Origin of the sequence: Actinobaculum massiliense (genome assembly GCF_001457435.1) — a bacterium.
GTDB lineage: Bacteria > Actinomycetota > Actinomycetes > Actinomycetales > Actinomycetaceae > Actinobaculum > Actinobaculum massiliense.
This window is the reverse complement of record NZ_LN881717.1, coordinates 1,261,244-1,275,346: the sequence shown is the minus strand read 5'-3', so window position 1 is coordinate 1,275,346 and position 14,103 is coordinate 1,261,244. Positions and strand designations below refer to the sequence as shown.

The window sequence follows — 14,103 nt, the reverse complement described above, 5'->3', positions numbered from 1 at the left end:
ACTAGTCGCCGCGCTTTTATTTGCTTTTGCACTCACGTGCATTCGCGCACTGTCGCGTTTGATCGCCGTGCTACTAGTCGCCGCGCACCTAGTCGCCTAATTTTTCCAGCGCCGCGAGGAGGCGATCGGTCCCGGCCGGCTCGGCAACCGAAACTCGTACTCCTTCATCGCCGAATCGCCGAATAATAATGCCCTCTTCGCGACCCAGTTCTTCCAGCCGGGCCGCATCAATGGCGGGAGCTTCGGCGTCGTCGACCGAAATTTGACCCTCGCCCGCGAACCAGATGAAGTTTGCGGCGGACTGCGGGACGGCGAATCCGAGCTCGCGGACGCCGCGGCTCATGCGCTCGCGTTCGGCCACGATTGTTTCGACGCGCTCGAAAACTTCCGCGGACGAGTCGAGCGCGGCGAGGGCGGCGCGCTGGGCGATGAGGTTGACGCCGAACGGGGTGCTGATCGCGGTGAGCCCGGCGGCGATTTCCGCGCTGGCCAGCACGTAGCCCACGCGAAGCCCGGCCAACCCGAAGGCCTTAGAAAATGTGCGCGCCACCAGCACATTTGGGAACTTGCGTGCGAGCGCCTTGCCGTCCTGAATTGCCTCGCCAACCCCGGACGCGAAGTGAATATAAGCCTCGTCGATGAGAACCGGAATATGCTTCGGCACCCGCTCCAAGAACGCCTCGAGCTGAGCATGCGAGATCGGCACGCCCGTCGGATTGTTCGGCGAGCACACCATAATCGCGCGGGTGTTATTAGTAATCGCCGCAAGCATCGCTTCCAAATCATGCGAACCGTCCGCATGAAGAGGCACCGGCACCGGCGTTGCCCCCGCCGCGAGCACCGCGATCGGGTAAGCCTCGAAAGAACGCCAGGGGTAGACGACCTCCGCGCCCGGAACTGCCACGGCCTGCAGGAACTTCTCAATCAGCGCGGTGGAGCCATTTCCGAGCACGATCCCATTGGCGGGCCAGTCCTCGAACTGCGCCAGACGCTCGCGCAAATCGGCATTCGCCATATCCGGGTAGCGATTCACCAACTCGGCCGCCGCATTGATCGCCCGCGCAACCTCGGCCGTGGGCCCAAACGGGAGCTCGTTGGAGGAAAGCTTGATGACGTTAGGATCCGTATCGCGTTTCCCGGCCACATACTGAGGTAGCTGTGATACCTCCGGCCGGAACCAGTTCTGAGTGCTCATGGACCTATTGTTTCACCTCGGTGGCTTCGCTTGCTTTAGCTCGGTAACTTCCCTTGCTATTGCATCGCGCACGCACTTGCTGTTGCATCGCGCACGCACTTGCTGTTGCATCGAGAACTCGCGCGCTGTTGCTTCCGCACTTCGCGGGCCGCCGAAAGTTGGGCGCTCGGGCGCGTCGCTTCTAACAATTGAGCCATGCAGACTTTTGCGAAAACTGGAGATCCAGCCGAACTTTTAGGGGAGCTTGCGGGGCTGCGCGATCTTGCGGCGGCGGCCGACGCCGGTGGCGCGCCGGTGGTGGATGTGCTTTCCGACCCGGCCGCGGCGCGAGCTGGCAAGTTGGTGGAGCCGCGATTGGTCAGCGGCGCCCCGACCCGCGCGGCCGCGTATAAATTTGGAGAGCGACTCGCGCTGACGCACGCCTATTCTGGCGACCTAGCACCCGGACAGATCCGGGTTTATGGGCAAGCGCCGTCCATGCTCGCAGGTAGCAGCGAGGCTGGGACTCGTGCGGGGACTCGTGCGGGTGTTAGCGAGGCGGGATTCGGTGCGGAAGGCGGCGAGCAAGGCGAAACTCGGGCTCAGGCGCGCGGCGCGGAAACTGGCCCCGAACTGGGACGTTGGCACCTGAGGACCGTCTTTGCCTCGCATCCCCAGCGCACCTTCGGCGAGTTTTACGCAGCGGATCGGATCGAGCCTTACTTCCCCGCCGCTTTGGCAAACGGTTCGCTTTCAAACTCGGATGTAAGGGCGATCGAGCAGCTGTGTGAAAAGCTATACCGCGGGGATTTTGACGCCGATGAACCCGCGCTTGTGCAACGCGGAGCCTCGCTAATCCACGGCGATCTGTGGGGCGGCAATATTTTGTGGGCCACGGCGGAATCCGCTCGAGAGGGCGCCGCGCTCCCAGACGAAACTGCGCTCCAGGACGGCGAACAGGAGTCCGTCGTCGGCGTGCTCATCGATCCGGTAGCGCACGGCGGCGCGGCCGAAACCGACCTCGCTAGCCTGACGGTTTTCGGCACCCCCTACCTCGAAGAGATCTACGCCGGCTACAACAATGTTTCCGCGCTCTCTGCCGGTTGGCGCGAGCGGGTAGGGCTTCACCGCATGCATATCCTCATGATCCACTGCGCCATGTTCGGCGGAAGTTACGGATCGGAAGCGGTTGCCCAGGCCAGGCGGTATCTCTAGCTTTTGCGGGCGGCGGCCTTTTGCGGGAGGTAGCGGGCTAGCCGCTGGTCAGAGCCAGAAGCGCCCGGCCCGAAGCCCCAACACCGCAGGCCAGGCCCCGAAAGTACCTAGAGGTAGCTCACCAGGTGCTCGGCCAGTCCGGTGTAGGTGGCGGGAGTCAGCTCCAGCAAGCGCGCCTCCACGTCGGCGGGCAAGCCGAGGCCGGCGATGAACTCCCTCATTTCCGGGCCCGTGACGCGCCGACCGCGAGTCAGCTGCTTGAGGCGCTCGTAGGGATCTTGCATTCCCGTCGCGCCGGCAAGCGCCGCCGCGCGCATCGCCTGCTGGATCGGCTCGCCAAGCACTTCCCACTCGTGATCGAGATCCTCGGCCAAGCGCGCCGGATTGGGATTGACCCCGGAAATCCCGCGCGCGAGGTTGGAAAGTGCCACCAGCGAATGCCCAAATGCCACACCCATATTGCGCTGAGTGGAAGAATCGGTGAGGTCTCGCTGCATTCGCGACGTCACCAAGGTCTGCGCCAAAGTATCGAAGATTCCGCCCGATATTTCGAAGTTCGCCTCAGCGTTCTCGAAGCGGATGGGGTTGACCTTATGCGGCATGGTCGACGACCCGGTCGATCCCTGCGCGGCTAGGTCTTGGTGGAAATAGTCCATCGAGATATACGTCCAGAAGTCCGTGGCGACGTTATGGGCGATGCGGCCAAAATGCGCGACGTCGGAGAAGAGATCCGCGTTCCAGTCATGGCATTCAATTTGGGTTGTGAGCGGATTCCATTCTAACCCGAAGCTCTCCACGAACGCCCGCGAAACCGCGGGCCAATCCGCATCAGGAACCGCGGCCAGATGCGCTCCGAAAGTGCCCGTGGCGCCGCTCCATTTGGCCAGGTACTGCGCCGATTTGACGCGGTCGAGCTGGCGCCCCAGCCGGCGCGCGAAAACCGCCATCTCCTTGCCCAGAGTGGTCGGCGTAGCCGGCTGACCGTGGGTGTGCGAAAGCATGGGTTGGGCGGCGTACTTGTGGGCGAGGTCGGCGAGTTCGTCAATGACCAGCTGAGCGGCCGGAATCCACACCTGGTCCACCGCTCCCTTCACGCCAATCGCCCAAGAAATGTTATTGACGTCCTCGGAGGTAGCGAAGATATGTACCATCTCGCGAAGTTCCGGCAATCGCGAACCGGGGATCTCCTCCCCCGCGCGATCCATGCGCCGCTTGACGAAGTACTCCACGGCCTTCACGTCGTGGCGCGTCTCCGCCTCAATTTCCGATAGTTCCGCGATTTCTTCGCTTCCCATCCTCGCGGGGATCTGCCGCAAATAAGCGACTTCCGCATCCGTAAGCGGAGCGACGCCGTCGAGCACGCCGCTTTGCGCCAGGAAAATAACCCATTCGATTTCCACGCGGACGCGGTTGCGGTTGAGCGCCTGCTCGGACAGAAAATTGACGAGCGGCGCGCAGATTGAGCGGTAACGGCCGTCGAGTGCGCCGAGCGCGACCCCGGGTTCTAGCTTCGCGAAATCCAACATGGCTCTATTCTTGCCTGTTTTTTGCCGCCGCGTCTTCCCCGCGCGGCGCGATGTGGTGAGCTGCCCGATGAGGCGCGGGGCCTTCAGCGCCCGACCTTCGACGCGGCGCAAGGCGCGATCCTTGCCGAACGCGGCAATATCCAAACGGCACGCGGCGCTATCCATACGGCGCGAGATTCGGCACGTCGTCGCACGCCCGCGGCGAATCTCAGTAGAATCAGGCGAGCCCGCTGATCCCCAACGAACGGAATTATCGTGAATCCAGCAATTCTCACGCTTCTTGGCTCCGCCCCGCTGCAGAACGCGGGCGGGGAGGAAATGTCCGGTATTGCCGGTTGGGTCGTCAGTATCATGGACGCGATTGGCGGATTCGGCGCGGCGCTTCTGGTGGCGCTGGAAAATCTGTTCCCGCCCATCCCCTCCGAAGTGATTTTACCGCTCGCTGGTTTCACCGCCTCCGACCCGACGTCGAATATGTCCCTAATCGGCTCGGTGCTTTGGTGCACGGCGGGTTCCGTGGTGGGCGCGTGGATTCTCTACGGCCTCGGCGCCTGGCTGGGCCGCGAGCGCACCCGCAAAATCCTGCTCTGGTTGCCGCTGACCAAGCAGTCCGACGTCGACAAAACCGAGCAGTGGTTCGACGCGCACGGTCAGTGGACGGTATTTTTCGGCCGCATGGTGCCGATTTTCCGCTCCCTAATTTCCCTTCCCGCCGGCGTCACGCGCATGAACGCCGCGATTTTCACGGTGATGACGCTTAGCGGCTCGCTTATCTGGAACACCGTGCTAATCGGCGCCGGCTACGCCCTCGGAGCGAACTGGCACGTGGTCGAAAATTACGTCGGAATCTTCGCCAAGGTTGTGGCGGTTCTGATCGTGCTCGTTGTGGTGGGGTGGGTTGCGCACCGCCTTTACGTCACCCGCACGAGGCGCGACGAGGACGCCGCAGCGTAGCCCGCGCTAATTCCACACGAATACCCGCCGGCCCGGGTGCGGAATGTAGTTGGGGCAGGTGGCGCATTCGAAAAGCGCCTAGTCACTGGCCCACCCGGGTGCGGAAGACCCGGTCGCGCCGGCTCTAAAACCCCAGTTCCGCCAGCGAATCCGCGCCCGGATGTGACCGGCGCGATATCCTGGAACGGGAGTGATGGGAATATCCCCCGCGGGGGTTCGTTCCACTACCGGAAGGACGGGAATTATGGCAATCGACTTTGACCGCACCATCGAACTGAAAATCTCCGGAATGACTTGCGCGCATTGCGTCGAGCACGTGCGCGAAGAGCTCACGGAACTCCACAATGTTGAAAACGTCGTGGTCACCCTCGGCAAGAGCCTCTCATCCGCTCTGATTTACACCCCGCAAGACATCCCAGATGAGGACCTCATCAACGCCGTCGCCGAGGCGGGCGACTACAAGGTCGAGGAAATCATCCGCTAGCGCCTCACCGCACAATTGCGGCCGGCGCGGCTAGCGCATCGACGCGCAATTGGCGCCGAATACTTTTATGACTCACTCCCCTCAGCAATCCTTATATTCTTCCCGGCCGGTGGCAGAGATCGACCTCGCCGTCACCGGCATGACGTGCGCGAGTTGCGTTTCCCGCGTGGAAAAGAAACTCAACAAGCTGCCGGGCGTCCGCGCCGCCGTGAACCTCGCCAACGAGCAGGCACACGTGGATATCTTTAGCGAAGGCACGCAGCTCTCGGACGAAGACTTCATCAATCAAGTGAAGGTGGCCGGCTACGACGGAAGTGTGATTCGCCGCGCGAACCTGACCCCCTCCGGTAAGCGGGACGTGCAAACCGACGCGGCCCAAGCGAGCGCCGCGGAAGAAAACGCGGAACTATCGCATCGGGCCCGGCTTGCCAGCCTGACCCGCCGCTTCTGGGTTTCCCTCGCGCTTTTCATACCCATCGTGGGCATTTCCATGATTCCCGCCCTGCAATTCCCGGGCTGGCAGTGGCTGGTCGCGGCACTGAGCCTGCCGGTGGCGTTCTGGGCCGGCGCGCCCTTCCACATTTCGGCGGCGAAGTCGCTCCGCCACGGCGCCACCACGATGGATACGCTCATTTCGCTCGGCACCCTCGCAGCAATGTTCTACTCGCTATGGGCCCTGCTCTGGGGAGGCGCCGGAACCATTGGCTACACCATGACGATGACGGGCATTCACTCCATGGCCCACGGCGGCGCACCACATCTGTATTTTGAATCCGCCGCCATGATCGTCACTTTCCTCCTGCTCGGCCGACGCCTGGAGCTTTCCTCGCGCCGCAGCGCGGGCGATGCCCTGCGCGCCCTTATTAGTCTGGGCGCGAGCACCGCGCGGCGCACCCGGCGGGCGGACGGTAGCGTCGTCGATGAGGTCATTCCCGCCGCGCAACTGGAGGTTGGCGACGTGTTCCAGGTTGCTCCGGGCGAACAAATCGCGAGCGACGGCGTCGTCGTCACCGGGAATTCCGCCGTCGACGCCTCCCTCCTTACCGGCGAATCGGTGCCGGTGGAGATAGGGCCCGGCGCGGAGGTGACGGGCGCGACCGTGAACGCCGCCGGCTCACTAACGGTGCGGACCAGCCGGGTCGGCGCGGATACCACCCTGGCGCAGATGGGGCGCTTGCTCAGCCGCGCGCAATCGGGAAAGGCGCCCGTGCAGGCACTGGCGGACCGCATTTCGGCCGTGTTTGTACCCGCAATTATCGCCATCGCCACTGGCACGTTCGCGGTGCGACTCGCCCTCGGTAATCCACTCGAAGCCGCGCTGACCAGCGCAATTACCGTGCTTGTGGTGGCTTGCCCATGCGCGCTTGGGCTGGCCACGCCCACCGCGCTAATGGTTGGCTCGGGGCGCGCCGCGAAAATCGGTGCGCTCATCGCCGGCCCGCAAATCCTCGAATCCGCGCATCGCGTGAGCGCGATTGTGCTGGACAAAACGGGCACGCTGACCGCCGGTGAGATGGTGCTCGACGGCGTTGCGCCGGCCAATAGCCAGCCCGGCAGCGAAGGACAGCCCGGCAGCGAGGGCCAGGCCGAGGGCGCGGCCCGGTCTGGTAGCAAGAGCCAGGGCGATCCCGCAGAAGTAGAGGCTACGCGCGGCGAAGTCCTGCGGATCGCGGCGGCGTTAGAGGATCATTCCGAGCATCCGATTGCGCGGGCGATTGTGCGCGGCGCGCAAAAGCGCGGAATCTTCGTGCCAGGCCACGTGGAAGAAATCGCGGAATTTTCGAATGAGGCCGGGCGCGGGGTGAGCGGGAAACTTGGAGACTCGCTGATCCGGGCAGGCTCGGTGCGCTGGATGGACGAACTTGGCGTCGATACCTCTCGGCTTGCGGATCGCCTGCGGGACTTCGCCCAAACCGGCGCCTCGGTGGTGGTTGTGGCCCGCGACGGGATCGCGCTCGGGGCGCTTGCCGTGCGCGACACTTTGCGCCCGGAGGCGCGCGAAGCCCTCGAAGAACTTACTCAGGCCGGGCTACGGCCGGTCCTCGCCACCGGCGATAACGAAGAGACCGCGCGCGCAATCGCGGCGGAGGCGGGAATTGCCGACGTGCGCGCCGGGCTACTTCCGGACCAAAAACTCCAGGTCGTTGAGGAGTTGCAGGCGGGCGGCGAGGCGGTTGCAATGGTCGGCGACGGCGTGAACGACGCCGCGGCGCTGGCCCAGGCAGACCTTTCGATCGCAATGGGTTCGGGCACCGACGTGGCGAAGGCCGCCTCTAATATCACGATCGTAAACTCGGATCTTCGCACTGTTCCCGCGGCCCTGCGGATCTCGCGCAAGACCTTGCGCATCATTCGGCAAAATCTTCTCTGGGCCTTCGGCTATAACCTTATTGCCGTTCCCGCGGCCGTTTTGGGATTCATCCTTCCCGGACTCGCGGCCGCGGCCATGGCGGGGTCGTCCGTCATTGTGGTGCTCAATTCGCTACGCCTGCGCCGCGCTTGACCGCGCTCGCAACTTTCGCGGAATTATCGGGAAGGCCGGCCTCGCTCACCGCCCGCCACTTTCGCGGAATTATCGCTGGGAAGACGCGCGCGGGGGAATCCTCACGTTAGCGCTGAAAAAATGCGATTTCCGCGTACACTGAACAGGTGCACACCGAGGAGAACGGCGAACTACGCCCCGAAGAGGCGCTCGCGGAGCTGCGGGAAGAACTTCCCAATGCCGCGCTCGAGCGCCCCGTTGAGGAAGTTTTAACTCCGCCGCGCGACGTCCTCCTGGTGGATTCACTTGCCCGCTGGCAGCGTCGTCCGGCGAATCTTGTCTCCGGAATTGTTTCCACACTCGGCATCGTTGCCGTTATCCTCATTTCGATTTTCGGCTTTTCCTCCACCGTCGCCGTCACCAACGACGTCGCTAACGCGGCCGCAAACGTGCTCCGAACCGTGCTTTTTATGCCGGTCAACGTGCTCGAGGGCATTATTTCCCTGCTGTTACCGCTGTGGATTCTGGTGGAACTAATTTGGCATCAGCGCTGGCGAGCCCTGGCGACCGCCGCCACCGCCGTGACCATCTCAGTGGTCATTTGCTATGGCGGCCTGTGGCTTTTCCGCCATTATTTGCCCTTCGCGGCCGTCACCGAGGCTTTCTCAAAAACCCTCAATGAGCAGGCGACCATCGGAATTCTCCCGTATGTCTCCGTCATTTCCGTGCTCTTGACCATCGCGGGCTCGTTCCGGGCTTCCCGCGCGAGCCGCTGGGGCTGGTGGCTCCTCGGCGTCGTCGTTATTCTCTCGGTTCTACAGGGCTTGCAGTCCCTCACCGGCGCAATTTTCACGATTCTGGTTGGAATTGCCACGGCCCGCTTCGCGCTATTCGCCGTCGGCGACGCACCGCAACGAGCGTCCGGGGAAAGCGCGGTGCGCCTCGTGCGGCGCGCGGGACTCGACGTCACCGCCCTCATTCGCATTGACGAACAGGAAGGCGAGCTCCACTCGTGGTCAATTCACGTGTCCGGCGCGCTCGGCTACATCGACGCCTCAGCTTTTGGCGAGTTCCGACGGGTGCTTTATAACGACGTCGAAAACGCGGAATCATCGGACGCGGAGGAAGACTCGGATGAGGTGAAAATTCCCGCGGTGGAAAGCGAGGTCGACGCCGTCGCCGCCGCCGCGCACGCGCGCGCCACCTACAACCCGCCGATTACCGACGCCACCGCGCGCAACTACATCGCCGAACTCGCGGACGGCACCGCCCGCCTCGTCACCTTCATCGACACCGACCAAGAAATTCTCGGCCGTATTTCCTCGGCATGGAAACGCTTCACGCTCAACGCCGCCACGGAGCGCTTCGGCGACAATATCGTGGAAACCGCCGAGCGCACGCTGTTGATGGAACAGCAGGCCGCCGCCGTGGGCGCGACCCGCGATCGCCACCCGCATACCGCCGGCGGCGATTCTTCCATGGTGGTCACCTTTACGCTCGACGACGCCGTTCCGCTCAGCACCCTCACCGCCGACGCCGTTTCGGACGCCGCGCTCGATTCGGTATGGGATTCACTCCTCACCGCGCATCGCGCCGGGCTTTCGCATCAGGACGTGCGCGCCTCGACGGTAATGGTCGCCGAAGATTCCGCGCATATTGTGCATTGGCGCAACGGGACGGTAGCGGCCTCCGAGCTGAGCCGTCAGGTGGATTTGGCGCAGGCGCTGGCAATGATGAGCGCGGCCGTGGGAAGGGAACGCGCCGTCGCCTCGGCACGGCGCCGCATTCCGGCCGGCCAGATGTCCACCATCGCGCCGGTTTTGCAGCGCGCGATTATTCCGCAGGAAACCATGCAGATGTTCGAGGACCGCAAGGACCTTCAGCACCTGCGCGACACCCTCACCGAAGAACTCCCGCAGACCGGAACGGTGCAGGCACCCAAGCTCACCCGCTTCTCCCTGCGGACCATGATCACCGCGCTGATCGGCGCCGTGGCCCTATTTATCCTCCTCGGCTCCATCAACTTCAACGAGCTGGTGGAGACCTTGCGCACCGCCAACTTCGTCTGGGCGATCGCGGCCTTTGTGGTCGGAATGCTCACTTACCTGGGCTCGGGCCTCCTCCTCAAGGCTTACACGGCCGAGAAGCTCAAGCTCGGCGAGGTGACGCTGGTGCAGATTGCGGCTTCCGTGGTGGGCCTGGTGATGCCCGCCGGCATCGGCCCGGCTGCCCTCAACCTGCGCTATTTGCAGAAGAATAAGGTGGCCACCCCGGTTGCGGTGGCAACGGTCTCGCTAGTGCAAGTGGCGCAGTTCGTTGCCACAATTCTGTTGCTCCTCATGCTCGGCCTGCTCACCGGTGATTTCGGCGCGGTTTCCCTGCCCTCCGGCTCGGTGATGATCGGCGTGGTTGTGGCCGCGGCCGTGGTAGCGGCGGTGCTCTTCATCCGCCCCCTGCGGCGCTGGATTCTGGCAAAAATTCGCCCCACCCTGGAGCAAATCTGGCCGCGTATGGTCTGGCTGGCCACCCACCCCTCGCGCCTGGCGGCCGGCTTCGGTGGCTCTCTGGTGCAAACCGCCAGTTTTGTTGGCGCCTTCGGCCTGTCGCTGGCCGCATTCGGCGGCTCGCTCCCGATTACCACGCTAGCAATTACCTACCTGGTCTCCAATTCGGTGGGCTCCCTGGTGCCTTCGCCCGGCGGCATTGGCCCAGTTGAGGCGGCCCTGACCGGCGGCCTGGTAGTGGCGGGGATTCCCTATTCGGTGGCATTCTCGACGGCGATGCTCTATCGCGTGGTGACCTTCTGGATTCGCGTGCCCATCGGCTGGGTGGCCCTGCGCTGGCTGCAAAAGCGGGAGCGCGTGTGAGCGCTGCTCACTCGGCCGAGCATTTGCGCGCGGAAGAATCGGCGGAATCATCGGGTACTCGGGTGGGTTCGGGGGATGCTGCGGGATCTCGCGATGCAGCATCGCGTAATGCGGAATTGCACAATGCGACGAACCAGCACCCTGCGGCTGGCCCGCGGCACGAAAGTGCCAGAGAACCCCGCGGGGTGCTACGGCGTCGTCGCCCCGAAATCGACGGCGTGGCGGCACTCCTGGCCCTCGTGGCGTTCGGCGTTTATCTAGGATTTTCCGCCTACACCTGGGCCAATTTTTCCTCGGTCTCGTGGGATCACGGTATTTTTACCCAGCTGGCAGACCAGTACGCGCGCGGGAAGTTCCCGCCCATCGTGGACATCAAGGCTCCCGGTTACAACCTGTGGGGCGACCACTTCCATCCAATTCTCCTGCTGACCGGGCCACTCTTCGCTCTCTGGCCGAGCGGGATGATGCTTCTGACCCTGCAGTCCGCGCTTTTTGCACTCTCGGTTTATCCCGTCATGAAACTTGCTCGCGAGCGCCTACGCTTTGGCGCGATTATCGGCGTGGCATATGCGCTGAGCTGGGGACTCACCTCCGCCCTCGTGGTGCAATTCCATGAAATCGCCTTCGCCGTGCCGCTTCTGGCCTTCGGAATAACCAATTGGCTGTGGGGAAAGCAGCGCCGGGCCGCCGCGCAAATCGTGCTTCTGGTTTTCGTCAAAGAAGACATGGGCCTAACTGTTTTCGCGTTCGGTGCGCTGGTGCTTTTCCTCGCCTGGCTGGGCCGCACAAAAAAGACGGAATCATCGGGAACGCGCACCCGCGCAAAAAAGACGGAATCATCGGGAACGCGCACCCGCGCAAAAAACGCGGAATCATCGCGGAGCGAGGCGCGGATAGGCGCATTCCTCATGGTCTGGGGCCTTACCTGGTTCATTCTGGCCACCCAGGTTATTCTTCCGGCTTTCTCCGGCCAGGGCGCCTGGGAGTATACAAACCGGATCGAATCCGACTCGGCCCCCGGCATCTTTGGAATTTTGCTACCGCTGGACGTGAAGCTTCCGACCATTATTTTCATCGTCACTTCGCTCGGAATTATCGGATGCGCGAGCCCGTGGGCGGCTCTTTTGCTCCCCACCCTCGCCTGGCGTTTCGCGGGAAATAACCCGTATTACTGGACGATCCTGTGGCATTACTCCGCGGTAATCGCGCCGATTATGTTCATTGCGCTTATCGACGCCGCCTCCCGGCTCAAGGCGGCCGATCACCTGGGTAGCGCTACTTTGCGAAAAAAGATCGTGGTGTGCTGCGGCGTCGTCGCCTTGGGCTCCTCGCTCATTGGAACGTCCACCAACGGATTCGGCAGCTGGGCGACAGGCCGCGGAAACACGCAAGCCTGGAACTCGGTTCCTAAATACGGCGCGGCGCAAAGCCCAGCTGAGCAGGCCGCCGGGCGCACTGGCATCGAGATGGTAGGCCAGGGGCGGACGGTTCTCACCGATGTCATCACAATGTCGTACGTTGTACCTGGTAACCGCGTTTTGTGGGAGCATTCCTACCGCGGCGCCGAAGACGAGGTCGATACGATTTTCTTCTCGAATCGGCTCAACCACGGCTCGGGCCTCACCGTGGCCATTTGGGCCACCGAGCATTTCGGCGGGATCTGGGAAGTGAAACTCGACCGCGAGGCATACGTGGTTGTGATGAAAGAAAGGAGCTGAGGATGACTTCGCACGCACCGCGCAAGGAGGCGGCAGAAGGCCGAGCCGCGGAGGCGAACGCGCAGCTCACTACCGCTCCGCAATCGCGCATCTCCCGTACCCTCCCCCCAACCACGCAAGCGCTCCGCGTGGTCATCCCCTGCCTGCTGGCGAGCCTGGCCTTCGTCATTTACACCGGATTTTCGCTGGCGCAGTGGCAGAGTTTCCGCGCACCCTCGTGGGACCTGGGCATTTTCACCCAGCTGGCCGACCGTTACGCGCATTTCCAGGCGCCGATCGTGAATATCAAAGGCGACGGCTTCAACTTGCTTGGCGACCACTTCCACCCAATTCTGGTGTTGCTCGGGCCGATTTTCCGGCTTTGGCCCTCGGGATCTACGCTCCTCGTGGTGCAGAATCTGCTGTTTGCCATCAGCATTGTGCCCGTCTGCTCGCTTGCGATGCGCCGCCTGGGCGCGACGGCCGGTAGCGTGCTCGGCATTTCATACGCTTTTAGCTGGGGCCTCACCGCGGCGATCGTGGCGCAGTTCCACGAGATCGCCTTCGCGGTGCCACTTCTTGCTTTCGGCATTACGTGCGCACTGACCGGGCATTTGCGCGCCGCTGCGATCCTGGTAGGCCTCAATGTTTTCGTCAAAGAAGATATGGGCGTCACCGTGGCGGCGTTCGGCCTGGCGCTTATCGTCGCGCAGGTGGTCGCCGAGCGCGAGCGCCGCGGGTACAAGCGCTGGCGCCGCGCGATCGCCACCCGCGAGGGACGAATCGGCAAATGGCTCATCGTCTGGGGAATTGGCTGGCTGGTGGCAAGCCTTATCTTCCTGACAATTATGAACAACGCCGGTGGCTGGGAGTACACGAACCGCCTCACCGGCTCCGACCATGACGCCATGACGCGCATCGGAATGATGGCCGTGACCTTGCTTTTCACCATCGCCACCGCCGGCCTGGTGGGGCTCGTCAGCCCGCTCGTGATCGTCGCCCTGCCCACGCTAATCTGGCGCTTCGCCGGCAATGTTGAGTTCTATTGGGGGATGGACTGGCACTACTCCGCGGTTCTGATGCCCATCGCCGCGCTCGCGCTGGTCGACGGCGCCTGCCGGCTCCGGGCAAGATGGCCGCGAAGCGCCCGGCCGGGCAAGCAATCGCCTGGTAATCAGGACACCGGTTCGTACAGCGATAATTCCGCGGTTTTGCATGACGATGATTCCGAGCTTTTGACGAGTAAGCCAGGCACTGTTGCCACCAGTAAGCCGACCGAGTCGGTTGCTGCTGCCCACGCAACCTCGCAAATTCTCACTTGGGGAGCGGTAATCATCGCACTAGCGGGGACTTTGTTCGGAACGGCCAATAACGGATTCGGCGCCTGGTTGAAAAATCCCCAATTATCGAGCGAGGCCAACCGCCAGGCTGCACAGAGCCTGATAGACGGCGTCGGGAATGGAAATACCGTCGTTACCGACATTTGTTTGCTCGCGTACCTCGTGCCCACGAATAACGTGTATTGGTCCGGTACGTCCGAGGGAGCCGAGCCCAACCTGGTTGCATTCTCCCCGTGTTCGAAGTCCTCCGCCGAAACCTTCGGCGCGGAAAAGTTTGGCGGGGTCTGGAGCACCGATTTTTCCGAATCCGGGTACGAAATTGCACGAAATGCCGATGTGGCCTCGCTGGACTAGCCGCCCGTGG

Annotated in this window: 9 protein-coding genes; 7 read left to right on the top strand and 2 right to left on the bottom strand. The window is 63.1% G+C overall.

Features of this window, described 5'->3' with window-relative positions; genetic code table 11:
- Window positions 1-88 precede the first annotated feature (88 nt).
- Entirely contained in the window at window positions 89-1,195 is a 1,107-nt protein-coding gene (gene hisC / locus BN2664_RS07335; protein WP_007000839.1) for a histidinol-phosphate transaminase, read from the bottom strand.
- 195 nt (window positions 1,196-1,390) lie between these two features.
- On the opposite strand from hisC, the gene BN2664_RS07330 reads away from it, so the two are divergent.
- The gene (locus tag BN2664_RS07330) at window positions 1,391-2,389 is read left to right on the top strand and encodes a fructosamine kinase family protein (RefSeq protein ID WP_007000840.1); all 999 of its coding nucleotides are present in this window, start codon (window positions 1,391-1,393) and stop codon (window positions 2,387-2,389) included.
- Between the two features lie 107 nt (window positions 2,390-2,496).
- Here BN2664_RS07330 and purB read toward each other — a convergent pair whose 3' ends face one another.
- A complete protein-coding gene (gene purB, locus BN2664_RS07325; protein ID WP_040317167.1) occupies window positions 2,497-3,915 on the bottom strand; it encodes an adenylosuccinate lyase in 1,419 nt (472 codons plus the stop codon).
- Between the two features lie 255 nt (window positions 3,916-4,170).
- On the opposite strand from purB, the gene BN2664_RS07320 reads away from it, so the two are divergent.
- The 6 genes from BN2664_RS07320 to BN2664_RS07295 all read left to right on the top strand — a co-directional run bounded on the left by BN2664_RS07320 (window position 4,171) and on the right by BN2664_RS07295 (window position 14,093).
- The gene (locus BN2664_RS07320; RefSeq protein WP_007000842.1) at window positions 4,171-4,869 is read left to right on the top strand and encodes a DedA family protein; all 699 of its coding nucleotides are present in this window, start codon (window positions 4,171-4,173) and stop codon (window positions 4,867-4,869) included.
- Window positions 4,870-5,113: 244 nt separating this feature from the next.
- Window positions 5,114-5,353 carry a heavy-metal-associated domain-containing protein gene (locus tag BN2664_RS07315; protein ID WP_007000843.1) on the top strand — a complete coding sequence of 80 codons (240 nt, stop codon included), beginning with the start codon at window positions 5,114-5,116 and terminating at the stop codon, window positions 5,351-5,353.
- A gap of 67 nt (window positions 5,354-5,420) precedes the next feature.
- Window positions 5,421-7,856 carry a heavy metal translocating P-type ATPase gene (locus BN2664_RS07310; RefSeq protein WP_058120667.1) on the top strand — a complete coding sequence of 812 codons (2,436 nt, stop codon included), beginning with the start codon at window positions 5,421-5,423 and terminating at the stop codon, window positions 7,854-7,856.
- A gap of 146 nt (window positions 7,857-8,002) precedes the next feature.
- Window positions 8,003-10,702 (top strand): lysylphosphatidylglycerol synthase transmembrane domain-containing protein, encoded by a 2,700-nt coding sequence (locus BN2664_RS07305; RefSeq protein WP_007000845.1) that lies wholly within the window; start codon window positions 8,003-8,005, stop codon window positions 10,700-10,702.
- Window positions 10,699-12,420: a DUF2079 domain-containing protein gene (locus BN2664_RS07300; RefSeq protein WP_007000846.1), complete on the top strand. Its 1,722-nt coding sequence runs from the start codon at window positions 10,699-10,701 to the stop codon at window positions 12,418-12,420. Before BN2664_RS07305 ends, BN2664_RS07300 begins: the two co-directional genes overlap by 4 nt.
- Window positions 12,421-12,422: 2 nt before the next feature.
- Window positions 12,423-14,093: a DUF2079 domain-containing protein gene (locus tag BN2664_RS07295; protein WP_007000847.1), complete on the top strand. Its 1,671-nt coding sequence runs from the start codon at window positions 12,423-12,425 to the stop codon at window positions 14,091-14,093.
- Window positions 14,094-14,103: the final 10 nt, after the last annotated feature.